Origin of the sequence: Leucobacter albus, from assembly GCF_039528015.1 — a bacterium.
GTDB lineage: Bacteria > Actinomycetota > Actinomycetes > Actinomycetales > Microbacteriaceae > Leucobacter > Leucobacter albus.
The window spans coordinates 1-25468 of sequence record NZ_BAAAKZ010000014.1 but is presented as its reverse complement, the minus strand read 5'-3'; the positions used below and the strand labels follow the sequence as shown (position 1 = coordinate 25468).

The window sequence follows — 25468 nt, the reverse complement described above, 5'->3', positions numbered from 1 at the left end:
CGGTGACGCAGCAGCCGTATACCGTGACTGACGAGAACGGCTTGAAGGCCTCGTCAACACTCGATGTGAAGATCGTCGAGAAGACTGGCCCGCCCACCACAACTGAGCCGCCCGTAACGAAGCCATCGGTAAGCAAACCACACACGACCGGCCCGCTCGCCGCAACGGGCGCTGACCTCGCCGTGGCTCTTGCCGGTAGCGCGCTGCTCGCTGTTCTCGGTGTCGGATTGCTTGCGTTGAGCAAGCGCCGTCGTCTCTAGCGCGAACACAAGACTGCCCACGCGACGCCCCGGAAGCCACAGGACTCCTGTCTTGTTCGCTTCCGGGGCGTTTGCCGTTTCGTTGCGCGACATGAATATGGCAACCCCGGCGCGGGCGGTCTGGATGGATCGCTTAGGATCAAATCATGGCAGTCACTGATGATGTGATCCTTCGGATCAAAGACATGATTCGCACGGGAGAGCTCTCGCCCGGTGACCGGCTTCCGCCGGAGAAGGAGCTCGGGGAGCTCCTCGGCGCCTCCCGTAACTCGCTGCGCGAGGCGGTGAAGGCGCTCGAGGTGATTCGGGTGCTCGATGTGCGGCGCGGCGACGGCACCTATGTGACGAGCCTCGAACCGCATTTGCTGCTCGAAGTGCTGAGCTTCGCCGCAGACCTGCACAGCGATGATTCCGTGCTCGAGATGTTCGAGGTGCGGCGCATGCTCGAGCCGCAGGCCGCCGCCCGCGCGGCCCGGTCGATGACCGCCGAGGCGGTCGCCGCGCTCGAGCGTGAGGTCTCGAGCGTCACCGAGCACACCGACAACGATGCGCTTGTGCAGCACGATTCGGAGTTTCACCGGGCGATTGTTGCCGAGCTGGGTAACGGCTACCTCTCGGGCCTCGTGGAGTCGCTCGCAGCGCACACGGTGCGGGCGCGAGTGTGGCGCGCGCTCACGCAAGACGGTGCGAAGGATCGCACGATCTCGGAGCACCGCGCCATCGCGAAGGCGATCGCCTCTGGCGACGCCGAGCTCGCGGCCGCGCTCATGACCACGCACATCGCTGGCGTCGAGAGCTGGCTGCGGGAGGCGACCTCGGTGGCGAACCCGGTGGCGGGCCCGGCGGTGTCGGAGTAGCCACCGCGACGGGTCGATAGATCCCATATATTTACGAGTAAACCTCGCTTGTTTAGCTTATTTTTGGGCGCATTCGGCATTTAATGAGTAGTCTGGGAATAGACATCCCACCTTTGCGAGAAATGAGTGTTCAATGAAGTTCGCACAGCTTGGCCCCGTTGGCGCCGAGATCCCCGTGCTGGTGACCGATGGCGCGAGCTACGATCTGCGCGCGGTGACGTCGCAGATCGACGGGCACTTCCTCGAGTCGGGCATCCCCGAGGTGCAGCGGCTGCTCGACGCGGGCGAGCTGCCTGAGCTTGTGGGCGCCTCCGAAATGCGTGTCGGCGCCCCGATCGCGCGCCCGAGCGCGCTCGTGTGCGTCGGCATGAACTACGCGGCGCACGCGGCAGAATCGGGCTCGGCCCCGCCCGAGCACATGGTCATCTTCAACAAGCTCCCGAACACGCTCGCCGGGCCGAACGACGCGGTTGTCGTGCCAAAGGGCAGCGAGAAGACCGACTGGGAGGTCGAGCTTGGCGTCGTCATCGGCAAGCGCGCGAGCTACATCGAGTCGGTGGCGGCGGCTGCCGACTACATCGGCGGGTTCGTGCTCGTGAACGACCTGTCTGAGCGCGCCTGGCAGATCGACATCTCGGGCGGCCAGTGGGGCAAGGGCAAGTCGGCCCCGGGCTTTTCGCCGACGGGCCCGTGGCTCGTCACGCCAGACGAGGTCGACGCGCAGAACGTGCGCCTGCAGAGCTGGGTGAACGGCGAGGCCAGGCAAGACTCGAGCACGAGCGACATGATCTTCAGCATCGCCCACATCGTGCACGAGCTGAGCCAGTACATGGTGCTCGAGCCGGGCGACCTCGTGCTCACCGGCACGCCAGAGGGCGTCGCGCTCTCAGGCCGCTTCCCCTACCTCTCGGCGGGAGACGTCGTTGAGCTGTCAATCGAGGGCCTCGGCGCGCAGCGCCAGGAGTTTGTCGCATACGAGGAGGGCCGCTGATGGCACAGGAATTTGACGGGCTTGTCGCGGTTGTCACGGGCGGGGCCTCGGGCATCGGCGCCGCGATCGTGGAGCGGCTCGCGAGCGGTGGCGCCGATGTCGCCATTCTCGACATCAACATCGATAGCGTGCCGGCCGGCACCTTCGCCCAGCGGGTCGACATCGCCGACACCGAGAGCGTGAACGCTGGCGTCGCCGCGGTCGCGGCGCACTTCGGTCGCATCGACATCGTCGTCAACAACGCCGGCGTCGGCGCGCAGGGCACCATCGAGACCAACGATGATGCCGAGTGGCTGCGCGTGCTGAACATCAACGTTGTGGGGCTCGTGCGCGTGTCTCGGGCGGCGCTGCCGTGGCTGCGCAAGTCGCCGGCAGCGGCGATCGTGAACACCGCGTCGATCGCGGTGACCGCCGGCCTCCCAGACCGGGCGCTGTACGGCGCATCGAAGGGGGCCGTGTACTCGCTGACGCTGCAGATGGCGGCCGACCACCTGCGCGAGGGCATTCGGGTGAACTGCGTGAACCCTGGCACGGCCGATACGCCGTGGGTGCAGCGCCTGCTCGATTCGGCAGCCGACCCCGCCGCCGAGCGCGCCGCGCTCGAGAAGCGCCAGCCGCACGGCAGGCTCGTGCAGCCCGAAGAGGTCGCCGAGGCGGTCGCCTACCTCGCGAGCCCGCGCGCGGGTTCGACGACGGGCACGGCGCTCGCCATCGACGGCGGCATGGACGGCCTCCGGCTGCGGCCGCTTGCGTAGCCCGGGGCGGCCGCTCGCGTAGCCCTGGGCGGCCGCGAAGGTGGCCCCCGGGCAGCGGCCCCTCGGGCATTATTGAAGACACGAAGAGGCAAAGGAGCCAGCATGCAGCGCATCGCACAGGTCATCGGTCTACCGGCAGAGCACCGCGAGGAGTACGAGCGGTACCACGCGGCGGTGTGGCCCACCGTGCTCGAGCAGATCACGCGAAGCAACATTCGCAACTACTCGATCTTCAGGCACGGCGAGCTGCTGTTCTCGTACTTCGAGTATGTGGGCGATGACTACGAGGCCGATATGGCGAAGATGGCCGAAGACCCCGAGACGCAGCGGTGGTGGGCCGTGCAGCAGCCGCTGCAGCGCCCGCTGCCCGAGCGCGCAGCGGGCGACTGGTGGGCGGAGCTCCCCGAGGTGTTCCACCACGATTAGCGCGCGGCGGGCTCCGGGGGCCGGGCCCCGGGCGGGCCAGTGCCTACAGCGACAGCGCGTTGCCCGCGGCCGGCCGGTCGGGGTGCACGCCTGGCAGCACCGGCGTGCCGCGGCTGATGTTGTGGGCCACCTCGAAGCGCAGGTACGCCGCCGCGAGGTGGTCGCGCATCGCCTGCTCCGCAGCCTCTGGGTCGTGGTCGCGAATCGCCCGGTGAATCACGCGGTGCTCCTGCACGGTGAACTCCCCGGTGCGCTCGCCGGGGTGCAGCCGAAACGCGTGCAGGTGGCAGTGGGTCTGCGCATAGGCCGATCGCAGCACCTCGTTCGATGTGCTGCCGAGAATCGCATCGTGAAAGCGAATGTCGTGATCCATCAACTCGTAGCGAATGTCAGATTGGTTGCTGACGAGCGCGGTGATGTCGGCGATTTCGGCCTCGAGTCGGTATGCCGGGTTCTGCAGCCGGTCTTGCGCGGCGATCTTCGCGGCCCACGGCTCGACGAGCAGCCGAAACTCAAACAGCTCCCTGAGCTGAGTCGGGTTCAAGATCGGCGTCGTGCGGTAGCCGCGGCCGGGCTCCTGCACGACGAGGTTGTCGCCCTGCAGCTGCCTGAGTGCCTCGCGAATGGGCGTCGACGAGACCTGCAGCTCGCGCGCGAGCGCATCGATGTTGATGCGCGCGTTCGGCGGAATCTCCTCGCGCAGCACGCGCGAGCGAATCTGCTCATAGACCGACTGCGAGGCGTGCTGGTCGGCGCTCGGGGCCACGGTTTCCGCTGCCATCGGTGTGCCCCCTGTGTGTCGTCGGTGGTGTGATTCGCGGTGGATCCGCACCGCTTAAGCGTAGCCGTCGGCGCCCCATCACCGCGACCCAAAAATATACGATCTTGCAAAGTCGTATATGATTGAGCCCGTGCCCGCCGCCGTGCCTCGTGTAAGGGCGGCGCTGGCCCCGATCCACCATCGCCACCGGGCACCGCCCCGTCGAGATAGAGAGACACCCATGGCAGTTATCACCTCGGTTCGCAGCTACGACGTGCGGTTCCCGACCTCGCTTGAACTCGACGGCTCCGACGCGGTCAACGTTGACCCCGACTACTCCGCCGCCTACGCCGTGCTCGAGGCAGACAACGGCGAAACGGGGCACGGCCTCGTCTTCACCGCCGGCCGCGGCAACGAGATCGTCGCGAAGGCGATCGAAAGCTACGGCCAGCGCCTCATCGGCCTCGACCTCGACGAGCTCGTGATGAACCTCGGCGATGCGGCGAAGCGCCTCGTGCACGACTCGCAGCTGCGCTGGCTCGGCCCCGAGAAGGGCGTCTCGCACATGGCCGCGGGTGCCGTCATCAACACGCTGTGGGATATTCGCGCCAAGCGCGAGCAAAAGCCGCTCTGGCGCCTGCTCGTCGAGATGAGCCCCGAAGAGATTGTCAGCGCGATCGACTTCACCCACATTCAGAACGCGCTCACGCCCGACGAGGCGCTCGAGCTGCTGCGCGCCGGCGAAGCGGGCAAGGCCGAGCGCGTCGCCGAGCTCGCGGCCAACGGCCACCCCGCCTACACGACCACTCCCGGCTGGCTGGGGTACTCCGACGAGAAACTCGTGCGGCTCTCGAAAGAGGCCGTCGCGGCCGGCTACGACATGATCAAGCTCAAGGTCGGCACGAACCTCGAAGACGACATCAACCGCATGCGGCTCGCCCGCGAGGCCGTCGGCCCCGACATTCGCATCTCGATCGACGCGAACCAGCGCTGGGAGATCGACGAGGCGATTGAGTGGACGAACGCGCTCGCCGAGTTTGACCCGTTTTGGATAGAGGAGCCGACGAGCACCGACGATATCCTCGGCCACGCAGACATTCGCCGCGGGGTCGCCCCCATCAAGGTGGCGACCGGCGAGGCCGTGATGAACCGCATCGTCTTCAAGCAGATGCTCCAGGCCGGTTCGCTCGATGTGCTGCAGCTCGACTCGACCCGCGTTGCCGGGGTGAACGAAAACCTCGCGATCTTGCTCATGGCGAAGAAGTTCGGCGTGCCGGTCTGCCCGCACGCCGGCGGCGTGGGGCTCTGCGAGCTCGTGCAGCACTACTCGTTCTTCGACTACGCCTCACTCACCGGCGAGATCGGGTGGAAGCGCGTCGAGTTCGTCGACCACCTGCACGAGCACTTCGTCGAGCCCGCGAGGGTCGAGAACGGCAGCTACGTCGCCCCGAAGCTGCCGGGCACGGGCGCCGAGATGCTCGAGGCGTCGCGCGACCGGTGGGTGTTCCCGGGCGGCGCTGGCTGGGAAGAGCTGCGCGCAGCGGGCAAGATCTAGGCTCGAGAATCAGATAGGAAGGCCCCGACATGGTGCAGAGACAGTTTCCCCGCCCCGCCGAGATCCTCGATCTCATGCAGTTCAAAAAGCCCGAGTTCAACGGCAAGAAGCGTCGGCTCGACGGCGCGCTCACGATCTACGATCTGCAGCGCATCGCGAAGCGGCGCACGCCGAAGGCGGCGTTTGATTACACCGACGGCTCGGCCGAGGGAGAGCTCTCGCTGAGCCGGGCCCGCCAGGCCTTCGAAGACATCGAGTTTCACCCGTCGATCTTGAAAGACGTCTCCGAGGTCGACACGCGTGCGCAGATCTTCGGCGGCGAATCATCGATGCCGTTCGGCATCGCGCCGACGGGCTTCACGCGCCTGATGCAGACCGAGGGCGAGATCGCCGGCGCGGGTGCCGCCGCTGCGGCCGGCATCCCGTTCACGCTCTCGACGCTCGGCACCACCTCGATCGAAGACGTCAAGGCGACGAACCCGCACGGCCGCAACTGGTTTCAGCTGTACGTGATGAAGCAGCGCGAGATCTCCTACGGGCTCGTCGAGCGTGCCGCTGCCGCGGGCTTTGACACGCTGATGTTCACGGTCGACACCCCCGTCGCCGGGGCCAGGCTGCGCGACGCCCGCAACGGCTTCTCGATTCCGCCGCAGCTCTCGCTCGGCACGATCGCCAACGCGATCCCGCGCCCGTGGTGGTGGTGGGATTTCCTCACGACCCCGAAGCTCGAGTTCGCCTCGCTCTCCACAACCGGCGGCACCGTCGGCGAGCTCCTCGACTCGGCGATGGACCCCTCGATCTCGTTCGAAGATCTCGACGTCATTCGCTCGATGTGGCCCGGGAAGCTCGTCGTGAAGGGCGTGCAAAACCTCGAAGATTCGAAGAAGCTCGTTGACCTCGGTGTCGACGGCATCATTCTCTCGAACCATGGCGGGCGCCAGCTCGACCGCGCCCCGATTCCGTTCCACCTGCTGCCCGAGGTTGCGCGCGAGGTCGGCCACCACACCGATATCGCGATCGACACGGGCATCATGAACGGCGCCGATATTGTCGCGTCGATCGCGTTGGGAGCGAAGTTCACGCTCGTCGGCCGCGCGTACCTCTACGGCCTCATGGCGGGCGGGCGCGAGGGGGTGGATCGCATGATCGCGATTCTCTCCGACCAGATCGTGCGCACGATGAAGCTGCTCGAGGTGAAGAGCCTCGAGGAGCTCACGCCCGCGCACGTCACCCAGCTGCAGCGGCTGGTGCCCCGCGGGCAGTAGCCGGGGCGGGTTGCCGCAGGCAGCGGCGCCGGGGAAGCCGGGCGCACCCGGCGCCAGCGGGCCGCAATTGTATATGGCAATTGGGGCAGCGCTCCAAGATAAGGTTTCGCTATGTCAAAAGCCTCGAGAACTAAGGTTCAGCTTTTCGAAGTCGCGATAGACATGTTCTCGCGACTTGGCTACGACGCCGTGACCGTGAAAGACATCGCCGAGGAAGTTGGCGTGACGGAGCGAACCTTTTTTCGGCACTTTCCGCACAAATCGACGATCCTATTTCCGGCGTCGGCGGAGGTGCTCAGCGCGGCAAGGCAACAGGTACTTGATATCGACGCGGGCTCCCCGGCCGAAGCCGCGGTGGCGATGACGATCGTGATGGCGCGGCAGCTCGAGCAGTTCACCGACTGGCACCCTGAGCGCTATCGGATTCTCCATTCGAGCCGAGAGCTGCTGGCGGTCGAGGCGCTCCAACATGAGCTTTGGGCTACGGAGATATGCAACGCGCTTGTGGAGCGGTTTGGCATTGCGGAGCTCGACGGGCGCCTGCTGGGTGCGTTGGCTACGCTCGTGCTCAGGGAATCAAACGACGATGGGTTTCGGAGCGGGAGGCAGAGAGCCACGCTCGTCGAGGCCGTGCGGGCGTCGTGGCAACGGCTGGTGTCGCTTGGTGTGCTCTCTGAGCATCTGCTCAGCAGTGAATGACCGCGGAGCGCACTCACTAACGCGCCCCGCCCATTGCCAACCTTGCTGTGGGCCAGCAAGATAAGAGCTATGAAGCTCATAGTGCGTGGCGCGAAGGCGTACCCGGTCGTGCTACTTACGGTTGTCGTCGGTGTTGCCGGGCTCATCATGCTCGCGACGCCGGCGCGCGGTGCGGTGCCGTGGATCGTCGGCGGTTACGCCCTGTGCATCGCGGCCTGGCAGGCCTACGAAATGGTGCGCCAGCTCATGCGCGGGCACGCGGGCCTCGACATTCTCGCGGTCATCGCGATCGTCGCGGCCGTGAGCGTCGGCGAGTATTGGGCGGCGCTCGTCGTCGTGCTCATGATCACGGGCGGCGAGGCGCTCGAAGACTACGCCGAGAACCGGTCGAAGCAGGAGCTCACCGCGCTGCTCAAGCGCGCACCGCAGCGGGCGACCCGGCTGATCCGCACCCCGGCGGGCGCGGCGTCCCCGACGGGCGAGCCAGACGGGGCCGACGGCGCCGACCGCACCGTGACCATCGCGGTGAGCGACGTTCGCGTTGGCGACGAACTGCTCGTGCGCCCGGGCGAGCTGGTGCCGGTCGACGCGATCCTGCTCTCCGACTCCGCCGAGTTCGACGAGTCTTCGCTCACAGGCGAGAGCTTGCCAGTCTTGCGGGCCCGCGACGAGCGGGTTGCGAGTGGTGTGGTGAACGGATCCACCGCGGTGACCATGCGCGCCGCCGCGACCGCGAAAGACAGCAAGTACCAGCAGATCGTCGATCTCGTCGAGCAGGCGCAGGGCAGCCGCGCGAAGACGGTGCGGATCGCCGATCGCTACGCCCTTCCCTTCACCATTGTCGCGCTCGTTATCGCCGGCACTGCCTGGTTCGCGAGCGGCGACCCCGTGCGTTTCGCCGAGGTGCTCGTCGTCGCGACCCCGTGCCCCCTGCTCATCGCCGCCCCCGTCGCGTTTCTCGGCGGCATGAGCCGCGCCGCGAAGGCGGGACTCATCGTGAAGGGCGGCGGCACGCTCGAGCAGCTCGCGAAGGTGCGATCTGCCGCATTCGACAAGACCGGCACCCTCACCACCGGCAAGCCCGAACCGCGCGCGGTGCGCCCCGCCGAGGGCTTCACTGAGGAGCAGGTGCTGCAGCTCGCCGCGAGCGCCGAGGTGTACTCCTCGCACGTGCTCGCGAGCGCCGTTGTCGAGGCGGTGAAGGCGCGCGGCATCGCGCTGCTGCCGGTCGAGAGCGCCGCGGAGAGCGCGACGAACGGGGTTGAGGCGGTGCTCGCCGGGGGTGTTGGTGCTGGGGGTGCGGGGGCCGCAGCGGCCGGCACCGTGCGCGTCGGCAAGCCCAGCTGGGTTGCCGAGGTTGCGCAGGAGCTCACGGCTGCCGAGCTCGGCGCGGGCGAGCTCGCGATCTACGTCGCCCTCGATGATCGCTTCGCGGGCACGCTCATCATGCGCGACGAGCTGCGCCCCGAGGTGCCCGAGGTGCTTGCCGAGCTGCGCACGCTCGGCGTCGAGCGCTTCGCGATGGTCACGGGAGACGTCGCCGCGACCGCGAACGCGATGGCGGCGCAGGCCGGCATCGACGAGGTGCACCCCGAGTCGAGCCCCGCCGACAAGGTGCGCATCGTCGGCGCCATGCAGCCGCGCCCACTCGTGATGGTCGGCGACGGGCTGAATGATGCGCCGGTGCTCGCCGCGGCCGATGTCGGGTTCGCGATGGGCGCGCGCGGGTCGACAGCGGCCAGCGAGTCGGCCGACGTTGTGAACCGCTTCGATCGCATCGACGGGGTCGGCACCGCGGTGCGCATCGGCAAAGACACCGTGCGCATCGCCCTCGAGAGCATCTGGATGGGCATCGCCGTGAGCGTCGCCCTCATGCTCATCGCAGCCTTCGGGTTTCTGCCCGCGATTGTTGGGGCCTGGATGCAGGAGCTCGTCGACCTTGTTGCCATTCTCGCCGCGCTGCGGGCGATTCGCGGCAAGCGCCGGCCGCCCAGGTAGCGGGTGCTGGTGCGGGGCCGCTGCTTTCGCGCGCCCGCGCTTGCAATTAATTCGAACATATGTTCGAATGAATTCATGAGGTGGAGTGAGCAGTTGGCGGGCCGCGCTGCCCACCAGGCGCCGCCCGGCAGCGCGGCCCAGCAGGCGCTGCCCGGCATGGAGCTTGCGGGGGTCGCGGCGATGCCCGGGCACCTGCGCACGACGCGCTCACCCGAGTTCGCTGGCATGGTGTTTCACGAGGTGCTCGCCAAGAGTGCCCTGAACCGGGTGCCGGCGGGGTCTGCGATGCCGTTTTCGTGGACAATTAACCCGTACCGCGGGTGCTCGCACGCCTGTGTGTACTGTTTCGCGCGGGGGTCGCACCAGTACCTCGATTTCGACGCTGGCGCAGACTTCGACTCGCAGATTGTTGTGAAGCTCAATGTCGCCGAGGTGCTGGCCCGCGAGCTCGCGAAACCGTCGTGGCAGGGTGAGATGGTTGCTCTCGGCACGAACACCGACCCCTACCAGCGGGCAGAGGGGCGGTACGCGCTGCTCCCGGGTATCATCGAGGCGCTCGCCGCAGCACGCACCCCGATCTCGATTCTCACGAAGGGCACCCTGCTGCGGCGCGACCTGCCGCTGTTGGCCGAGGCCCAGCAGCGGGTGCCCGTCGAGCTCGCGATGTCTATCGCGGTGGGTGACCACGCGCTGCAGCAATCGATCGAGCCCGGCACCCCGACGACGCGCGCGAGGCTCGACACCGTGGCCGCCGCCCGGGCCGCCGGGCTCGAGGTCGACGTGTTTGTGATGCCGGTGCTGCCGCACCTCACCGATGGCGTCGCCCACCTCGACGCACTGCTCACCGATATTCGCGAGGCTGGGGCACGCTCGGTGATGTACGGGGCGCTGCACCTGCGCTCGGCGGTGAAGCCGTGGTTTTTCGCCTGGCTCGAGCGGGAGCGCCCTGAGCTCGTGCCGGCCTACCGTCGGCTCTACCCGGGGGCCGCGAGCAAGGCGACGCAGGCCTATCGGTTGGAGCTCGCTGCCCGCATTCGTCCGCTCATTCGCAAGCACGGCCTCGAGTTTTCAGGTGGCGGGCGGCGCTCGCGCGATCCCTACCCGCCGGTCGCGGCGGCCGGAGCGCGCGGGGCGCGGCAGCTGCCGAGCACCGGTGAGAGCGCGGGGCTCGCTTTGTGGGATGCGACCCCGGGCATGCCTGCCCCGACGCTCTTCTGATCCAGCGCGGTGATACGCCTGACCCGCTGCGCCCGATCCGCTACGCCGTCGCGCCCTCACGCACGAGCGCCCTGAGGCGGTGTTTCAGTACCTTCCCTGATGGGTTTCGGGGAAGCGCGTCAACGGTCACAACATCACGCGGCACCTTATATCGGGCAAGTCGCTGCCCGAGGAACTCCCGCAGTTCCTCGATGCTCGGCGGGCCGGACTCGGCCGCGACGACCACCGCGACGACGGTCTCGCCCCACTCGGCGTGGGGGCGTGAGACGATCGCGACGTCGGCGACTGCGGGGTGCTCGCGCGCGGCGTTCTCGACCTCGAGCGTGTAGACGTTCTCGCCTCCCGTGATGATCATGTCGTTGATGCGGTCGGCGATAAACAGGTAGCCGTCTTCGTCGAGTCGGGCGAGGTCGCCAGACTTGTACCAGTCGCCCTCGAACGCCTTTGCGGTGGCCTCGGGGTTGCCAAGGTAGCCCGTCATTCTCGTGTCTGAACGCAGCCAGATCTCGCCGGTTTCGCCCGGAAGGGCGTCGCGCCCGTCTTGCGTGACGACCCGCAGGTCGACCCCGGGCATGCCGGCGTGGCCGATCGAGCCGGCCTTCACCTCTTGGTCGGCTGGCAGCAGGGTCGTGCCGACGGGCCCCATTTCGCTCATGCCGTACACCTGCTGGAACCCGCCCGAGGGGTAGGCGGCGCGCATCGTTTGCATCGTGTCTTTGCCGATCGGGGCGCCGCCCGCGAGCCACAGCCGCGCGCTCGACAGATCGAACGAGCCCCAATCGAGCCCCGCGGCCTTCGCCGCCTGCAGTGGGGCGAGGTACGCGATCGCCGGGCCGAAGAAGGCGGTGACCCGCTCCTGCTCGATGACCCGCAAGAACTCGATCGGGTGGTACTCGCGCAGCAGCACGACGGTGCCGCCGAGAAACATCATCGGCATGAACCAGTTGTTGAGCGGGGAGGAGTGCCAGATGGGCATCGCGATGAGAAACCGGTCTGAGGCTTGAAGGCCCGCGCTCGCGGTGCAGTACGCGGCGACGGTGGTGATGCCGCGATGCGAGTGCAGGCACCCCTTCGGGTCGCTCGTCGTGCCAGAGGTGTAGAGCAGCTCGGCGGTTTCGGTTTCGCTCACAGGCTCCCCTTCCCACGGAGTCGCCTCGGCGAGGAGCGCGTCGAAGTCGTCGCGCGGATCGACCTCGATTTCAGGGAAGCTTGCCGCCTCGGTGACGAGCCAGCGCACACCGGGTGCCGCCTGGCGGGCCGTTTCGAGCAGGGTGGCGTCGACGACGCCGACCTCGGCGCCGCTGTGCGTGATGAGAAAGCGCAGCTCGGGGGCGGTGAGCTTGTGGTTGACCGGGGCGAGCGCCATCGCCGCGCGCCAGAGCCCGAAGGCCGCAAAGACGAAGCCCGGGGTGTTGAGCGTGACGACGGGCACGTACGCGCCGCGCGTGAGGCCCGCGTCGCGGAACACGGCGGCGGCCCTGCGCGAGTGCTCGACGAGATCGGTGTACGTGTAGCGGCGGTCGCCCGCGACGAGCGCCTCTTTCTGCGGAAACTTTCGTGCGGTGCTTTCGAGCATGCTGCTGAGATCCATTGAATCCTCCTAGGTCAACGACGGTGTTGCGTGGGGGTATGGCGGGGAGTCTCGGGCGACCCCTCTTTCGCAAACAATTGAATCATGGTTCAATTGTTTGCGAAAGGGAGAGTTTTTTCTCGCCGCCAGTCGAGGCAGTCGGGCACCGAGCACTCCTGCACCGTCGAGCACTGTCAAGGAAGCAGGTCAGCATGGCGTACCGCAGCACCGAGCGAACCGAGCAGCACCGGCTTGCCCGCAGCGAGGCTCTCGTTGCCGCGGGGCACGAGATCGTTGCAGAGCAGGGCTTCGGCGCGGCGACGATCGCGCGGGTTGCTGACCGCGCTGGCGTGTCGGCCGGCACCGTCTACACCTACTTCCCCGACAAGACGGCGCTGTCTGCGGCCATCTTCGACCGGGCCGCCGGCATCGAGCTCGACACCGTGCGCGCGGCCGTCGGCTACGGTACCGAGGCACGGCTCGCCACGCCAGCGCAGCAGCGACTCGACGCCCTCGTGCGCGTGTTCGGCGCCCGCGCGCTGCGCGGCCGCACCCTCGCGAGCGCGCTCCTGTTCGAGGCGGCAGACGTCGGGGTCGAACGCGAGCGCCTCGTCTTCAGGCGCGGCTACACCGAGACGGTGGCCGAGATTCTCTCCGACGGCGTGCGCGAGGGCTCGCTCGTCGCCGACCGGCTCGATCTGCTCGCCCCGGCGATCGTCGGTGCGCTCGGCGAGGCCTTCATTCGGCCGCTCATGCCGGGCCCGGCCAGTGAGCCCGAAGCGGTGCTCGACACCCTCGCTGCGGCCTGCCAGCGGCTCGCCGGGTTTGCGACATTTGAGCCGCCGGGCGCAGGGATGAACCTCGGCTAGGCGCAAGGCCGCAAGCTCACGAGACCGCCTATTCGCTGACAGCGCGAGAGAACCACAAAACCGCAGAACCGCAGAACCAGAGCACCACAGAACCACAGCACCGCAGCACCGCAGCACCGCAGAACTGCACCGAACCCAGCAAGACCCCAGCGGCACACCGAACCACACCAAACCACACCGAACCAGCAAGAACCAGCAAGAACCAGCAAGACCGAGCACGACCGAAGGAGACACCGATGTCATCGACAACCGCTGCACCAGCCAAGGCCGCACACAGCCTGGGCGATCCGCCCCCCGCGACCCCGCAAACCGCGGCCCTGCGCCCCGCACCGGTCGGGCGCACCCACACCGTGAAGAACCAACCGCCCGAGCGCACCGAGGTGAACGAATACCTCACCTTCCAGGTGCTGCGCGAGGCAGTCGAAACGTTCGGCGCGGGCTGGGCTGACGCCGAACTCACCGCGACCGGCCAGCACGTCGGCACGGCCGAGTTTCAAGAGGACGCCAGGCTAGCGAACGCCGAAACCCCCGAGCTCGTGAGCTTCGACCACCGCGGCAACCGCATCGACGAGGTGCGCTTCCACCCCTCGTACCACCGCGTGATCGGGGCGGCTGTTGCAGCGGGCGCGCACACCTCGGCGTGGTCGGCGCCGCGCCCCGGGGCGCACGTCGCGCGCGCGGCGACATTCTCTCTCTTCGCACAGATCGAACCGGGCCACGCCTGCCCCATCTCGATGACGCACGCGGTTGTGCCCGCGCTGCAGCACCAGCCCGAGCTTGCCGAGAAGTGGCTACCGCGGCTCTTCGGCACCGGCTACGACGGCACCCTGCGCGCCCCGGGCGAGAAGCCCGGAGTGCTCATGGGCATGGCGATGACCGAGAAGCAGGGCGGCTCCGACGTTCGCGTGAACGAGACCGTAGCGAGGCGCGTCGAGGGCGGGGCGCTGCTCACCGGGCACAAGTGGTTCTGCTCGGCGCCGATGTCTGACGCCTTTCTCGTGCTCGCGCGCGAAGAGAACGACCCAGAGGGGCGCATCAGCTGCTTCTTCGTGCCGCGCGTGCTCGAAGACGGCACCCGCAACGAGTTTCGCGTGCAGCGCCTGAAGAACAAGCTCGGCAACAAGTCGAACGCCTCAAGCGAGATCGAGCTCGACGGCACCGTTGCCTTCCCGGTCGGTGAGGCCGGCCGCGGGGTGCGCACCATCATCGAAATGGTCGCGCGCACCAGGCTCGACTGCGTGATCGGCACCGCGGCCGGCATGCGCCAGGCAGCCGCCGAGGCGCTCTGGCACGTGCGGCACCGCAAGGCCTTCGGGCGCACCCTCATCGACCAACCAGCGATGACGAACGTTGTGGCAGATCTCGCGCTCGAATCTGAGGCGTCGACCCTGCTGGCGATGCGCCTCGCCGCCGCCCACGAAGACGATGCGAGCGCGCAGGAGCAGTCGTTCAGGCGGCTCGCTACCGCCGTCGCGAAGTACAGGGTTTGCAAGCGCGGCCCCGGGCACGCCTACGAGGCGATGGAGTGCCTCGGCGGTAATGGGTACACCGAAGACTTTCCGCTCGCGATGCGCTACCGGGAGCAGCCGGTGAGTGCGATCTGGGAGGGCTCGGGCAACGTGATCGCCCTCGACGTGCTGCGCGCGCTCACCCGCGAGCCCGAGAGCATCGCCGCGTTCGACGCTGAGCTCGCGCTCGCCGCCGGTGCCGACCCGCGCTACGACGCGCTGCGTGCCAGGGTGCAGCGGGAGCTCGCCGAGATCGCGGGCGCGACGCCCGATGTCGCGCAGGCAGGGGCCAGGCGCCTCGTCGGCACGATGGGCATCGCGCTGCAGGCCGGGCTCATGCTGCGCTACGCGCCGTCTGCGAGCGCCGAGGCATTCATCGGCTCGCGTCTGGGCGAAGACCGCGGCATCGACTACGGGGTGCTGCCTGCCGGCACCGACCACGAGGCGATTCTCGCGCGGCACTAACCGCCGGCCGGGTGGCGGGGTCGGGTGGCCGGGCCGGGAAGGGTGGCCCCGGTAGAGGCGGTGGATCGTGGGTCGCTATGAGAGCGGGGAAACCGGCGGCGGGTCGTCTGAGCGCCGTGCGCCGATCTCCGCGCTGTCGACCGCGGTGCCCGAGATGTCGGGGGAGTAGGTGCGCCCGAGATAGATCTCGTTGAGCCCACCGAAGGCGTCGAGCCTGCTCCGCGCGAGCTTCTTTCTGCGGAGCACGCGCGCGACAAGCCCGACGCCAATGATTGACCACAGCGCGACCGCAAACCACGGCCGCCACGGCGCCTCGAGCGCGAGCGACACGGCCCAGGCCGCGACCGCGAGGAGCGCCACGGCCCAGGTGAGAACCCTGACCAGTCGTTGACGCTTCAGCGCGGCATCCATGTCTCGCACGCTACCACCGGCGCGCACGATTGTCACCCGGTGGCGATGCCCGCCCGCGCGACGGCGATCGCCGCAAGCACGCGCTCGCGCAGTCGGTTGCCCCGTGCGGCGAACTCCCGCTGCCGGCGCACATATTCCTGCTTGCCGGCGGGGGTCTCGATGGCGATCGCCGTGAGCGGCGTGCCCGCGTGATCGACGAAGCCCGCGACATCGTACGGTGAGGCCTGCATGTCGACGAAGCGAATGTCGCGCGCAAACTCGAAGGCATCAAGCAGCAGCTCGCCAGGGATGATCGGCCCGAGCTTCGTCACCCACTTATAGATGTCCATGCCGGCGTGCAGGCAGCCCGACTGCTCCATCTCGGGCTGGGTCTCGCGGGTCGGCGAGAGCCGGTTCAGCGGAGCCGCGGCCGGCGTGAAGAACCGGTACGCGTCGAAGTGGCTGCAGCCAATGGTGTGCGACTCGACCACGGCGTCGGTTGCGTCGTGGCCGATGCGCAGCGGGAGCCGCGTGTGGCGGATCTGCTCAGGCGTGAGTCGGTACACCATCGCCCACTCGTGCAACCCAAAACAGCCGAACTGCGGGGTGTGGGCGAGGGTCGCGGTGAGGAGCTGCTCGACGTAGTCGACTGTCTGGCCGCGCTTGGCGAAGAAGGCGGGGAGATCGACGGTTGCTGTGTCGGTGGCAGCAGTGGCTGCGGCAGTGGCGTAGTAGCGCCACGAGGCACGATCCACCGCGCCGGCGAGCGCGACGCCCGCGCCCGGGTGCCACCTGCGCAGCTCGGCTGGCTTGAACGGATAGTAGGTGAACAGGAAGTCTTCGATGGGGTGCTGCTGGCCACGCAGCCGGCGCTCGCGGTGCGCGGCGGTGAGCGCGTCTGCGCGGGCCTCGTGCGCCTCGGCGAGGGCGCGCCACTGCGGCTCGGCGAGCACGGTGAGGTGCGCTGGTGGCTGCTGCGCTGCGGGCGCGAAGGCCGGTGCTGCGGGCTCAGCCGGCGGGGTGCTCGAAGCGGCTGGCAGCGCAGCCGAAGCGCCGGCGCTCACTCAGCGCCCGGGAGGTCGCGGCCGTCGAACGCCTGCTGATCGCGCCCGCGCAGCTTCTCGAGTTCGCGCCGATCGCGCTTGGTCGGGCGGCCGGCGCCTGGGTCGCGGTACACCGTCATCGGGCGCTCGACGCGGGGTGGGGGCGGCGGGGTGAGGTCTTCGAAGTGCGCCGCGGCCTCGGTCGCGCTGCCGCGCCTGGTCGCGAGGCCCGTGACGCGGTAGACCCGCTCGATGCTGTGGAGGCGGGTGCGTACGATGTCGCCGATCCGCACGGGTTGCGAGGCCTTCGCCGGGGCGTCGTTCACGCGCACGTGACCGGCGCGGCACGCCGCCGTCGCCTGACTGCGGGTCTTCGCGAGCCTGACGGCCCACACCCAACTATCCACACGCACGCTACTCACCCCTTGATCGTAACGCGGCGCGCTGGGCATGACACCATAGGAGCATGGCAGCCGAGTACGAGACGATCGCGGGGCGGGTGGAGACCGAGATCGAGATCTCGCGCTCCCGGTTTCTTACGCGACTCGAGCGGGTCGGCTCAGAAGACGCCGCGCGCGATGTCATCGCGACCGTGCGCGCAGAACACCCGCGGGCGAGACACCACTGCTCGGCGTTCGTGATCGGCCCTGACTCGCGGGTGCAGCGCTCGAACGACGACGGCGAGCCGAGTGGCACCGCCGGCGCCCCGATGCTCGACGCGCTCGTGTCTGCCGGGCTGAGCGACGTCGTCGCGGTCGTAACCCGATACTTCGGCGGCGTGCTGCTCGGCGCAGGGGGGCTCACGCGGGCCTACCGCGCGTCGGTAGCCGGGGCGGTGCTCGAGGCCGAACGCGTGCGACGAGGGCTGCGCGCCGAGGTGTCAGTCGAGTCAAGCTACGAAGTCGCAGCCCAGATCGAGGCCGAAGCGCGGCGCCGCGGCTACGCGATCGGTGCGGCAGACTACGGTGCCGCAGTACTGCAGCGCTTTGGGGTGGCTGAGCCAGAGATCCCGGCCCTCACGGCACTCGCCGCAGAACTCAGCGCGGGCGGGGCCACCGTGTCACTGGGCGAGGCGGTCTACGTTGACCTGTAGCGCGACTGGACTGTGAACAGTCAGAAAGGGGCGGCGCAGGGTGCTCGATATGACGCAGACAACTGAAGTCGTTGGCATCGGAGACAGGCCGGGCGAACCGACCATCGCTACCCCGCAGTGGCCGGGCCGCGACTTGGTGGTGCTGTATCGCGCCGTGAGCGTGGTGCTCGTGGCCGCAGCGGCTGGACTGCTGGTGTGGGCCAGGTATCCGTGGGAATACGCGGAGTTTACGGCCGCAGGGCTCGGAGCGATTGCAATCGGTGCGCTGTGGTTCGTTGAGCCCGTCGCGTTTACTTCTGGGGCGGCCCGTATCGCAGCTGACCCAAATGTTGTTCGCTTCGTCGCTCGCCCTCTGGGACAACGACTGCTGGTGTGCGCGTCGCTCGTCTTCGTGCTGCTTGGGGCAGCGATCCTGTTGATGCTGTGGAGCATGGCCATCGCCGTCGATCCGACCACGGGCATTTCGGCCATCAGCTTCCGGTCATACGCGCTGCCGCTGTTCGGGGCACTGTGCGCGGTGATCTTGGTGCGCACCGCTGTGCGCGCTCGCCGCGTGGCCCGCGGGCTCACGGTGGATCATCTTGGCGTTGTTGCCGCGTGGAACGGCACAGTGCAGCGCGTGGCCTGGGACGACATGCTCTCCGCGGGTAGCGGCGAGGGGAAAATGTTCGGCCCGACGCTGTGGGTACTGGGACACGGTGCCCGCAACGACATCAACGTGCTCACGAGTGTCACGGGTTCCGACCCTGCGGTGCTCGCCGCGTTCGTGAACCACTTTCGCGACCACCCTGCCGATCGCGCGCTGTTGTCGCAGCCGGAGCTCGCGTGGGAACGGTTCCGCGGGAGCTTCGCGCCGGGCGCCGGCGACGTCCAGGCCTAACGTCAGCGGCACCCGGTATGAGCTTTTGGGTGGAAGTTATCGGGCAGCCAGCAGCGGTTGAGGCGCTCTCGCGTGCCGCAGCGCAAGATGGTGCGCCCTCGCACGCGCGGCTCATTACTGGCCCTCCGGGGTTGGGGCGTTCGAACCTCGCGTACCGTTTCGCGGCGGCGCTCATTGCGCGCGAGGAGGCGGATCGCGATCGGTCTACGCTCAGGTGCGTGGCCGCACCTACCCTGATTTCGCGGCGCTCACTACGCAGGCGGTGATCCGCATTGATGCCGCGCGCGAGATCGTCCTCAGACGCGAGGTCACTGTCACCTCGAGCTACGAGGCCGCCGCGCAGATTGAGGCAGAGGCGCGCAGGCGCGGCTACGCAGTCGGCGCGGCCGAGTACAGCGACGTCGTCGCGCAGCACTTCGCGGTCGCCGAAGAGGAAGTTGTGGCGCTCGCGGCGCTCGCCGCAAAGCTCAGCGCCGGCGGGGCGCGGGTCGTGCCAGGCGAGGCCGCGTTTGTGGATCTGGGTGGGTGAGGTGCGCGTTCAGCTGGCTTTTGCACGGGGAAGGGCAGCATCTGCATGCGATAGCTGCGAAGGTCGTATGTGTTGTACGTTGGGTGCTGTAACGTACGTGCGGCAGGGAAACCGAGAGGATCTCTTCAGTGGCTGAGAAGCGAGTTGGCCTCCAACCATTGCGACCCCTTATTGGGGCTCCGAGATCGGCACGGGCCGACCTGGGAGACCATCGAGTTGTTCCGCCGTATCTGTACCTCCCCACCCGCGAAACCGAAGACGGGCTCCGGCTAGCGGAAGTTCGCGAGCTATCTGACGGCCGAGCGGCTCTCCTCGCTTTCACCGCGTTGGACCGGCTACTTGACGCGTGTGGCTGGCGGCAGCCATGGGCTGTTGTGCCTTTGGAGGGCTTGGAGACCATTCGGGACGAGCAGCCGTTTGATACTGTCGGATTTGATGTCGAGGTCCCATCTCAGCTTCGTCGCGACGGGCGGCTCGTATGACTCGGGTGCACGTTGATTATGCTCCGGCTCATGCCTTGTTGCAGGCTCACCTTATGAAGTTTGATGTGCTCGACGCGGCAGTTGCAGGTATCCCTGAGGGTGTCGACGCAGGAGAGGCAGTGCGCGAGTTACAGTTTGTTCTCACCGCGGCGCTCGAGAGCTCGGCAGCAGCATCCGATGCGCTGCGTGTTTTGTATTCGGTTGCCCGAGATGCGCTCAACGACCTTGCGGCTCACGATCGAGACGTCGCTGACGCGCTGAAAGACTTCGAGAAGAAAGCGTTCGGCGCATGAGCGGCGCGCCTATTCACCTTCGAATTCCCGGTGATCATGTTGCGCTTGAATCGCTCGCCGATGCTCTTGATAAGGATCTGCTGAGCGAACTGCGGGACTGTGAAGAGCGCCTGCGCGTGAACGAGGTGAACTTCGAGCCCTCGTGGGGCGGCGCTGCCGCAGATGCATTCTTTGAGGCCTCGCAAGAGCTGCGGGCTGATATCGAGAGCTCGGTCTCGAACTATGTGGCGAAGGTAGGGGAAGTCATTCGCGCGTACGCGTGGAAGCTGAAACGTGGCAAGGGCCTCTTTGAGGGTTATGCCGACACGGCATCTCGCTACGGGCTCGTTGTCCAGGGCGAATACATCCTTGCGCCGACGAGGCGAGATCCCAATGATGCGAGCGCACCATGCGCAACCACCGACATCGTGGGGCCCGAGCAAATCGTTCCGGGGGCAGGCAGCGTATTCGCGCTATTTGACGAGATCGCAGAGCGCGTTGGCAACTGGCACGGTGAGAACAAGCTGTGGATCGCGGAGCACTTCGGGCGGCTGTTCAATGAGGCGCCAGCCGCGTCTGGGCTGTCGCGTCTGCTCGAGCATTTCAAGATGAACGAGCCCACCCTCTTCACCGAAGCTATGGCGGGTGCACAGCACGGAGTCGACGCCAAGCTGGAGCGATTGCACGAGCGCAGCGCGCATCTCAGCGAGGCGCACAGTCGATTCATGCAGGATTTGCGAGACAACAACTTTGCCGTCAAACAAGGCGAGGACGCAGTGTCGGGCCGACGATTGACTCGCGGACTCCAGCAGGTCGAACAGTCGATAGTGAACTGGTCAAAAGCGGGGACGGTCCTAAACGGGCTTGGAGCCGCTGGGGTTGTCACGGCAACGTGGCAAGAAGTGAGTGCGGGTGAATCCTGGGGCAACATCGCCTCCGGGCTAGGAGGCGGCTACGTTGGGGCACGCACAGGGTTTTCGATCGGAGCGAGGGTCGCTGGGCTCCCGGGCAGCATCGTGGGTGGCCTCCTTGGAGGTCTGGCCGGTAGCGGAGTCGGCAAGGGACTGTGGGATAACGACAATGGCGCGTACGCTCCGGCGATCCCACTCGGCGTGCGTGAGGGTATTGAAGACTGGTTCACGAACCCCGGCGCGCTTTCAGCGAATACGCCAAAGCAGGGATGACGCCGGTGCTTCGGGCAGGGGTGCCGCAGTCGCCTGTCACATTTGGTGACCGGCCGGGAGAACCGCAGCTAGCAACCGCTCCGTGGCCGGGGGTGGTGGTTCGTGGAGTGGCTGGTGTCGCGGGGGCTGCTGGTGTCGTACTGCTTGCGTTGTTGTGGCGCGCCGCTGCCGAGCCGTGGGAGCGGGGAAGCTACGGGATCTTGCTGACAATGCTCGCCGCGTCGCTGCTGCACGTGACTACAATGCGGGATCATTTTGTTCCCGGTGCCGTTCGTATTGCGCCGGGCGCTTCAGCGCTTCGGTTCGCGCCACGGTGGCGCGAACCTGCCCTCACGCTTGGGGTGTTTTCGCTCCTTGTGGTTTGGGGAGGGCTCGCAGCCTGGGTGATTGCGGGTGGAGCTCAGACGGGAGAGTCTGCTCTAGCCGAGAGCGAAGTGCCGCTCACGGCCTATGCGGTGCTCGTCATCGCCCTTGTTGCACTCGGGTTTCTTGTGCGCCTCGTGGCTCAGTTGCTGCGCCGGCCCGCTGGCGTGACGCTCACCGAGCGCGGCGTGATTCTGGCCTGGGAGGGCAGCGTGCGGGAGCTGTCTTGGCGTCACCTGCGCGGCGCAGAGGTGCGGCTCGATGCGCGGTTGGGCCCCGGGGTCGCTGTGTGCGACAGCACTGGAACTGAGTGGGCTGTGATGCGCGCGCGTGGGTGCGGATCAGACCCTGCGGTCGTGGCTGCGGTGGTCAACTATTTTCGCGCCCACCCGGAGGAGCGCACGTCGCTGAGTGACCCTGCCCTGGCGTGGGAGCGGTTTCGGGCGAGCTTTGCCGGAGGGAGCGGGTGAGAACCGCGTAAACCGTGGTGATCTGCCGTAACGGGGCCGGGATCGGGTGATTCGGGGCTGTGTTGGGCTGATCGCCTATTGTGCGCGGGTGCGGCGGTGCGAGGCCGGCGTGCGCGGCGAGCGGGAAGGCCTGGGCAGGATTCGCAGCCTGCGTGTCAGCGGCACCCGATAGCCTTACGGCATGAGTTTCTGGGCGGAAATAGTTGGCCAGCCAGCGGCGGTCGAGGCGCTGTCGCGCGCGGCCGGCCCCGACGGCGGGCCAGCTCACGCCTGGCTGATCACGGGGCCGCCCGGCTCCGGCCGGTCGAATCTTGCGTACCGGTTCGCCGCCGCGCTGATCGCACGCGAGGAGGCGGATCGCGAGCGCGTGTACGCCCAGGTGCGTGGGCGCACACACCCCGATTTTGCGGCGTTGACAACGCAGGCCGCGGTGATCCGCATCGATAGCGCGCGCGAGATCGTGACGACCGCGCACTACGCGCCGAGCGAGGGGCGCTACCGGGTCATCGTGATCGAAGATGCGGATCGCATGACAGAGCACACCTCGAACGTGCTCTTGAAGGCGATCGAGGAGCCGCCCGAGCGCACCATCTGGGTGCTGTGCGCGCCGAGCGAGGCAGACCTGTTGCCGACGATCCGCTCGCGCACGCGCTCCGTGCGCCTCGTGACGCCGAGCGTCGAAGACGTTGCGCGGCTGCTCGTCGAGCGCGACGGCATCGACGCACCGCTCGCCGAGCGCGCGGCGAGGCTCGCGCAGAGCCACATCGGCATGGCCCGCAGGCTCGCGACAGACGCCGAGGCGATGAGCCGCCGTGAGCGCTCGATCACGGGCGCGCTCACCGCGCACACGCTCGGAGATGCCATGGCGGTCGCCGCCTCGCTTGTCGCGATCGCGCAGGCCGACGCCGACGCGCTCACCGAGCAGCTCGACGCCTCCGAGCGCGCCGACGCGATGCGCAACCTCGGGCTCGCGCCGGGGGCCGCCATCCCCCCGAAGCTGCGCTCGCAGATGAAGGCGCTCGAAGAAGACCAGGATCGCCGCCGCAAGCGCAGCTTGCGCGACGGCATCGACCGCATTCTCACCGACCTCTTGTCGCTGTACCGCGACGTGCTGCTCACAACGCTCGAGGCAGACCCAGAGCTCGTGAACGCCGAATCGGGGGCCGCCATTCGCGACCTCGCCGAGCGCTGGTCGCCTGAGCAGGCGCTCGCGGTCGTCTCGGCTGTCGAAGAGGCGCGCGAGCGGCTCGCCCGCGCGATCACTCCGGGGCTCGTGCTCGAGGCGCTGTTCGCGCGGATTGTGATGGCCGACAACCGGGTGCTTGCCTCGTGAGCGCTCCCGAGCTGTACGAGTACCCCGCCGGCGATGACGCCGAGCCGATCAGGCGCAAGCCGTGGAAGCGGTGGGTGCTCGTCGTAGGCGTGGTGCTCGTTATCATCGGGCTCGTGGTGTCGCTCACGGGTGTGTGGCAGCTGTTTCAGCCGGGCAACGCGCGCCCGACCGAGGTCGAGCTTGAGCTGCCGGCGCAGCCCGTCGGCGGCGCGTTCGGCGAGCAGACGCCGAAGTGGGCAGACTGCGGCGATGGTTTTCAGTGCGCTGACGTGCACGCCCCGCTGAACTGGGACGAGCTCGAAGGCGACACGATTCAGCTGCGCCTGGTGAAGCAGCCGGCGACGGGCGGCACGCCGCTCGGCACGCTGTTCGTGAACCCCGGCGGGCCGGGTGCGTCTGGCGCCAGCTACGTGCGCGACTCGATCGACTACGCGGTCGGCGAGCCGCTGCAGCGGGAGTTCGACGTGATCGGGTGGGATCCGCGCGGGGTCGGTGCCTCGACCCCCGTGACGTGCCTCGACGCGGCCGGCATGGACGAGTATCTGTTCGGGGCGAGCGACAGCGCGGCGAAGCGCGGCAGTGACGAGTGGATCGCCGAGGGCGTCGACGCCTCGCGGCAGTTCGGCGAGGCCTGCCTCGAGCAGACCGGCGAGCTGCTCGGGCACGTCGACACGGTGTCGACGGTGCGCGACCTCGATATGCTGCGTCAGATCGTCGGCGACGCGAAGCTGAACTACCTCGGCTACTCGTACGGCACGCACATCGGGGCGCGCTACGCAGAAATGTTCCCCGCGCAGGTAGGCCGGCTCGTGCTCGACGGGGTGCTCGACCCGACCGCGAGCGAGGCCGACGTGATTCGCGAGCAGACACTCGGCTTCGAGGCCGCGCTGCGCACCTACGTGACCGCGTGCCTCGGCGCGCAAGACTGCCCGCTCAGCGGCAGCGTCGACGACGCGATGGCGCAGATCGGCGCGCTGCTCGACGACGTGAAAGAGGCCGAGCTCACGGGCACTGACGGCCGCACGCTCACCGCGTCGACGCTGCTCACTGCGATCATCACGCCCCTGTATTCCGAGTCGAACTGGGGCTACTTGAACACGCTGTTCGAGACGGTTGCCGCTGGTGAGGCCGATGTCGCGTTCGCGCTCGCCGATTCGTACTACTCGCGCATGGACGGCCAGTACCTCGACAACTCGACCGAGGCCTTCCAAGCCATCAACTGCCTCGACTACCCGAACGCGATCGAGGCCGAGCGCATGCGCACGGAGGCCGCGGAGCTCGCCGAACTCGCGCCGACGATCGGTAAGTTTCAGGGCTACGGCGATGTGTCGTGCGCCGGCTGGCCGGTGAAGGGCGCAGCGGAGCGGGCACCTGTTCGTGCCGCCGGAGCGGATCCGATTCTCGTGATCGGCACGACCGGCGACCCGGCCACGCCCTACAAGTGGGCGGAGTCGCTCGCGGGGCAGCTCGAGAGCGGGGTGCTCGTGACCTTTGAGGGTGAGGGGCACACCGCGTACGGCAAGAATTCGTGCGTCAACGGCATCGTCGAGCAGTACTTCATTGCCAGTGAGGTTCCGAAGTCTGGTGTGACGTGCAGCTAGGGCTGGGCAGTGCCGGGGCGTGTTGCGGCCCGACGGTGGGGGTGTGCGAAACGGGGAGCGCTTTCGTGCTAGAGTTTTCGCTGGTGTAGGACGAACGTTCTTCACAGGCCGCCTTAGCTCAGGGGTAGAGCAGTTCCCTCGTAAAGAACAGGTCATCGGTTCAAATCCGATAGGCGGCTCAGATCAAACGGCCCGGGTCAGATGGAGACATCTGCTCCGGGCCGTTTTGCGTTTCTGCGGTCGGGGCGAGCGGCCGGGAGGAGACATTCGGGTGCCGCGGCCGCGCGTCGGCGCAGCCGGGTTGCCGGGTTGCCGAACCGACGCGTCGCCGTGTGGGACACGCCCGGTGGGCGGGGTGCTTCGTTGCCAGCATTGGGGTCGGCTTCTTGTGGGTCGCACGGATTTGTGTGTCTGCCCGATTCCGCGTAATGTTTTCATCTGTTGGCCGGCGCGGTAAAGCGCAGGCGGCGAGAATCTCTCACACAACACCCCCACTTGAACCGCGGTTTGGTTTGTAAAGCGGGTAGGGAAAATGGGATTCATCTTCACCCCAGCGGTGTGTGGCTCTTCGGGGCTGGACTGGTCTGGTTCGGGTGGTGGCAGGAATGCTGCGGGCCTGGAGTTGCGCGTGA

General features: G+C 67.8%; 26 protein-coding genes and 1 tRNA gene. 22 read left to right on the top strand and 5 right to left on the bottom strand.

Annotated elements, in window-relative coordinates; all coding sequences use genetic code 11:
* The 5 genes from ABD115_RS14520 to ABD115_RS14500 all read left to right on the top strand — a co-directional run.
* Nucleotides 1-260: hypothetical protein (locus ABD115_RS14520; RefSeq protein ID WP_343962133.1), on the top strand; the 260-nt coding region annotated here is incomplete at its 5' end.
* 146 nt (nucleotides 261-406) lie between these two features.
* Nucleotides 407-1117 carry a FadR/GntR family transcriptional regulator gene (locus ABD115_RS14515; protein WP_343962130.1) on the top strand — a complete coding sequence of 237 codons (711 nt, stop codon included), beginning with the start codon at nucleotides 407-409 and terminating at the stop codon, nucleotides 1115-1117.
* 133 nt (nucleotides 1118-1250) lie between these two features.
* On the top strand, nucleotides 1251-2108 hold the full coding sequence (locus ABD115_RS14510) for a fumarylacetoacetate hydrolase family protein (protein WP_343962128.1): 858 nt from the start codon (nucleotides 1251-1253) through the stop codon (nucleotides 2106-2108).
* Nucleotides 2108-2863 carry an SDR family NAD(P)-dependent oxidoreductase gene (locus ABD115_RS14505; protein ID WP_343962126.1) on the top strand — a complete coding sequence of 252 codons (756 nt, stop codon included), beginning with the start codon at nucleotides 2108-2110 and terminating at the stop codon, nucleotides 2861-2863. Before ABD115_RS14510 ends, ABD115_RS14505 begins: the two co-directional genes overlap by 1 nt.
* Nucleotides 2864-2965: 102 nt before the next feature.
* Nucleotides 2966-3289 carry an L-rhamnose mutarotase gene (locus tag ABD115_RS14500; protein ID WP_343962124.1) on the top strand — a complete coding sequence of 108 codons (324 nt, stop codon included), beginning with the start codon at nucleotides 2966-2968 and terminating at the stop codon, nucleotides 3287-3289.
* Nucleotides 3290-3332: 43 nt separating this feature from the next.
* Here ABD115_RS14500 and ABD115_RS14495 read toward each other — a convergent pair whose 3' ends face one another.
* Nucleotides 3333-4070: a GntR family transcriptional regulator gene (locus tag ABD115_RS14495; RefSeq protein WP_343962122.1), complete on the bottom strand. Its 738-nt coding sequence runs from the start codon at nucleotides 4068-4070 to the stop codon at nucleotides 3333-3335.
* A gap of 220 nt (nucleotides 4071-4290) precedes the next feature.
* Between ABD115_RS14495 and ABD115_RS14490 the strand changes: the two genes are divergently transcribed.
* From ABD115_RS14490 to ABD115_RS14470, 5 genes are all read left to right on the top strand, one after another.
* Entirely contained in the window at nucleotides 4291-5604 is a 1314-nt protein-coding gene (locus tag ABD115_RS14490; protein ID WP_343962119.1) for an enolase C-terminal domain-like protein, read from the top strand.
* Nucleotides 5605-5633: 29 nt separating this feature from the next.
* The gene (locus tag ABD115_RS14485; RefSeq protein WP_343962117.1) at nucleotides 5634-6869 is read left to right on the top strand and encodes an alpha-hydroxy acid oxidase; all 1236 of its coding nucleotides are present in this window, start codon (nucleotides 5634-5636) and stop codon (nucleotides 6867-6869) included.
* Nucleotides 6870-6980: 111 nt separating this feature from the next.
* Nucleotides 6981-7568: a TetR/AcrR family transcriptional regulator gene (locus tag ABD115_RS14480; protein WP_343962115.1), complete on the top strand. Its 588-nt coding sequence runs from the start codon at nucleotides 6981-6983 to the stop codon at nucleotides 7566-7568.
* 69 nt (nucleotides 7569-7637) lie between these two features.
* A complete protein-coding gene (locus ABD115_RS14475) occupies nucleotides 7638-9566 on the top strand; it encodes a heavy metal translocating P-type ATPase (protein ID WP_343962114.1) in 1929 nt (642 codons plus the stop codon).
* Nucleotides 9567-9641: 75 nt separating this feature from the next.
* Nucleotides 9642-10784, top strand: a complete 1143-nt coding sequence (locus tag ABD115_RS14470; protein ID WP_343962112.1) for an Rv2578c family radical SAM protein — start codon at nucleotides 9642-9644, stop codon at nucleotides 10782-10784.
* 40 nt (nucleotides 10785-10824) lie between these two features.
* On the opposite strand, the gene ABD115_RS14465 is transcribed toward ABD115_RS14470, so the two are convergent.
* Nucleotides 10825-12375 carry a class I adenylate-forming enzyme family protein gene (locus ABD115_RS14465; RefSeq protein ID WP_343962110.1) on the bottom strand — a complete coding sequence of 517 codons (1551 nt, stop codon included), beginning with the start codon at nucleotides 12373-12375 and terminating at the stop codon, nucleotides 10825-10827.
* A gap of 191 nt (nucleotides 12376-12566) precedes the next feature.
* Between ABD115_RS14465 and ABD115_RS14460 the strand changes: the two genes are divergently transcribed.
* A complete protein-coding gene (locus ABD115_RS14460; protein ID WP_343962108.1) occupies nucleotides 12567-13223 on the top strand; it encodes a TetR/AcrR family transcriptional regulator in 657 nt (218 codons plus the stop codon).
* Nucleotides 13224-13459: 236 nt separating this feature from the next.
* Nucleotides 13460-15196: an acyl-CoA dehydrogenase family protein gene (locus ABD115_RS14455; protein WP_343962106.1), complete on the top strand. Its 1737-nt coding sequence runs from the start codon at nucleotides 13460-13462 to the stop codon at nucleotides 15194-15196.
* A 75-nt stretch (nucleotides 15197-15271) separates the two neighbouring features.
* On the opposite strand, the gene ABD115_RS14450 is transcribed toward ABD115_RS14455, so the two are convergent.
* From ABD115_RS14450 to ABD115_RS14440, 3 genes are all read right to left on the bottom strand, one after another.
* Complete coding sequence (locus ABD115_RS14450) at nucleotides 15272-15607, bottom strand: hypothetical protein (RefSeq protein ID WP_343962104.1); 336 nt, start codon at nucleotides 15605-15607, stop codon at nucleotides 15272-15274.
* A 32-nt stretch (nucleotides 15608-15639) separates the two neighbouring features.
* A complete protein-coding gene (locus tag ABD115_RS14445; protein ID WP_343962135.1) occupies nucleotides 15640-16539 on the bottom strand; it encodes a 3-methyladenine DNA glycosylase in 900 nt (299 codons plus the stop codon).
* Nucleotides 16540-16646: 107 nt separating this feature from the next.
* Nucleotides 16647-17051 carry an RNA-binding S4 domain-containing protein gene (locus tag ABD115_RS14440; RefSeq protein WP_343962102.1) on the bottom strand — a complete coding sequence of 135 codons (405 nt, stop codon included), beginning with the start codon at nucleotides 17049-17051 and terminating at the stop codon, nucleotides 16647-16649.
* A 44-nt stretch (nucleotides 17052-17095) separates the two neighbouring features.
* Here ABD115_RS14440 and ABD115_RS14435 point away from each other — a divergent pair, with 44 nt between their 5' ends.
* The 10 genes from ABD115_RS14435 to ABD115_RS14390 all read left to right on the top strand — a co-directional run bounded on the left by ABD115_RS14435 (nucleotide 17096) and on the right by ABD115_RS14390 (nucleotide 25015).
* Nucleotides 17096-17722: a YigZ family protein gene (locus ABD115_RS14435; RefSeq protein WP_343962099.1), complete on the top strand. Its 627-nt coding sequence runs from the start codon at nucleotides 17096-17098 to the stop codon at nucleotides 17720-17722.
* A gap of 49 nt (nucleotides 17723-17771) precedes the next feature.
* A complete protein-coding gene (locus tag ABD115_RS14430; protein WP_343962097.1) occupies nucleotides 17772-18602 on the top strand; it encodes a hypothetical protein in 831 nt (276 codons plus the stop codon).
* Nucleotides 18603-18816: 214 nt separating this feature from the next.
* Nucleotides 18817-19131, top strand: a complete 315-nt coding sequence (locus ABD115_RS14425; protein WP_343962095.1) for a hypothetical protein — start codon at nucleotides 18817-18819, stop codon at nucleotides 19129-19131.
* 128 nt (nucleotides 19132-19259) lie between these two features.
* Nucleotides 19260-19613 (top strand): SAV_915 family protein, encoded by a 354-nt coding sequence (locus tag ABD115_RS14420; RefSeq protein ID WP_343962094.1) that lies wholly within the window; start codon nucleotides 19260-19262, stop codon nucleotides 19611-19613.
* A 53-nt stretch (nucleotides 19614-19666) separates the two neighbouring features.
* Complete coding sequence (locus tag ABD115_RS14415; protein ID WP_343962092.1) at nucleotides 19667-19906, top strand: hypothetical protein; 240 nt, start codon at nucleotides 19667-19669, stop codon at nucleotides 19904-19906.
* A complete protein-coding gene (locus ABD115_RS14410; RefSeq protein WP_343962090.1) occupies nucleotides 19903-21069 on the top strand; it encodes a hypothetical protein in 1167 nt (388 codons plus the stop codon). The genes ABD115_RS14415 and ABD115_RS14410 overlap by 4 nt, the downstream gene beginning before the upstream one ends.
* Nucleotides 21070-21176: 107 nt before the next feature.
* Nucleotides 21177-21902 (top strand): hypothetical protein, encoded by a 726-nt coding sequence (locus ABD115_RS14405; RefSeq protein ID WP_343962089.1) that lies wholly within the window; start codon nucleotides 21177-21179, stop codon nucleotides 21900-21902.
* 181 nt (nucleotides 21903-22083) lie between these two features.
* Nucleotides 22084-23235: a DNA polymerase III subunit delta' gene (locus ABD115_RS14400; protein ID WP_343962087.1), complete on the top strand. Its 1152-nt coding sequence runs from the start codon at nucleotides 22084-22086 to the stop codon at nucleotides 23233-23235.
* Nucleotides 23232-24836 (top strand): alpha/beta hydrolase, encoded by a 1605-nt coding sequence (locus tag ABD115_RS14395; RefSeq protein ID WP_343962085.1) that lies wholly within the window; start codon nucleotides 23232-23234, stop codon nucleotides 24834-24836. The genes ABD115_RS14400 and ABD115_RS14395 overlap by 4 nt, the downstream gene beginning before the upstream one ends.
* A gap of 107 nt (nucleotides 24837-24943) precedes the next feature.
* Nucleotides 24944-25015 (top strand) — tRNA-Thr (locus ABD115_RS14390).
* Nucleotides 25016-25468 lie beyond the last annotated feature (453 nt).

Coding starts and splice junctions, on each gene's coding strand:
- ABD115_RS14515 (WP_343962130.1), top strand. CDS start 407: ATGGCAGTCACTGATGATGTGATCCTTCGGATCAAAGACATGATTCGC.
- ABD115_RS14510 (WP_343962128.1), top strand. CDS start 1,251: ATGAAGTTCGCACAGCTTGGCCCCGTTGGCGCCGAGATCCCCGTGCTG.
- ABD115_RS14505 (WP_343962126.1), top strand. CDS start 2,108: ATGGCACAGGAATTTGACGGGCTTGTCGCGGTTGTCACGGGCGGGGCC.
- ABD115_RS14500 (WP_343962124.1), top strand. CDS start 2,966: ATGCAGCGCATCGCACAGGTCATCGGTCTACCGGCAGAGCACCGCGAG.
- ABD115_RS14495 (WP_343962122.1), bottom strand. CDS start 4,070: ATGGCAGCGGAAACCGTGGCCCCGAGCGCCGACCAGCACGCCTCGCAG.
- ABD115_RS14490 (WP_343962119.1), top strand. CDS start 4,291: ATGGCAGTTATCACCTCGGTTCGCAGCTACGACGTGCGGTTCCCGACC.
- ABD115_RS14485 (WP_343962117.1), top strand. CDS start 5,634: ATGGTGCAGAGACAGTTTCCCCGCCCCGCCGAGATCCTCGATCTCATG.
- ABD115_RS14480 (WP_343962115.1), top strand. CDS start 6,981: ATGTCAAAAGCCTCGAGAACTAAGGTTCAGCTTTTCGAAGTCGCGATA.
- ABD115_RS14475 (WP_343962114.1), top strand. CDS start 7,638: ATGAAGCTCATAGTGCGTGGCGCGAAGGCGTACCCGGTCGTGCTACTT.
- ABD115_RS14470 (WP_343962112.1), top strand. CDS start 9,642: ATGAGGTGGAGTGAGCAGTTGGCGGGCCGCGCTGCCCACCAGGCGCCG.
- ABD115_RS14465 (WP_343962110.1), bottom strand. CDS start 12,375: ATGGATCTCAGCAGCATGCTCGAAAGCACCGCACGAAAGTTTCCGCAG.
- ABD115_RS14460 (WP_343962108.1), top strand. CDS start 12,567: ATGGCGTACCGCAGCACCGAGCGAACCGAGCAGCACCGGCTTGCCCGC.
- ABD115_RS14455 (WP_343962106.1), top strand. CDS start 13,460: ATGTCATCGACAACCGCTGCACCAGCCAAGGCCGCACACAGCCTGGGC.
- ABD115_RS14450 (WP_343962104.1), bottom strand. CDS start 15,607: ATGGATGCCGCGCTGAAGCGTCAACGACTGGTCAGGGTTCTCACCTGG.
- ABD115_RS14435 (WP_343962099.1), top strand. CDS start 17,096: ATGGCAGCCGAGTACGAGACGATCGCGGGGCGGGTGGAGACCGAGATC.
- ABD115_RS14430 (WP_343962097.1), top strand. CDS start 17,772: ATGACGCAGACAACTGAAGTCGTTGGCATCGGAGACAGGCCGGGCGAA.
- ABD115_RS14415 (WP_343962092.1), top strand. CDS start 19,667: ATGAAGTTTGATGTGCTCGACGCGGCAGTTGCAGGTATCCCTGAGGGT.
- ABD115_RS14410 (WP_343962090.1), top strand. CDS start 19,903: ATGAGCGGCGCGCCTATTCACCTTCGAATTCCCGGTGATCATGTTGCG.
- ABD115_RS14400 (WP_343962087.1), top strand. CDS start 22,084: ATGAGTTTCTGGGCGGAAATAGTTGGCCAGCCAGCGGCGGTCGAGGCG.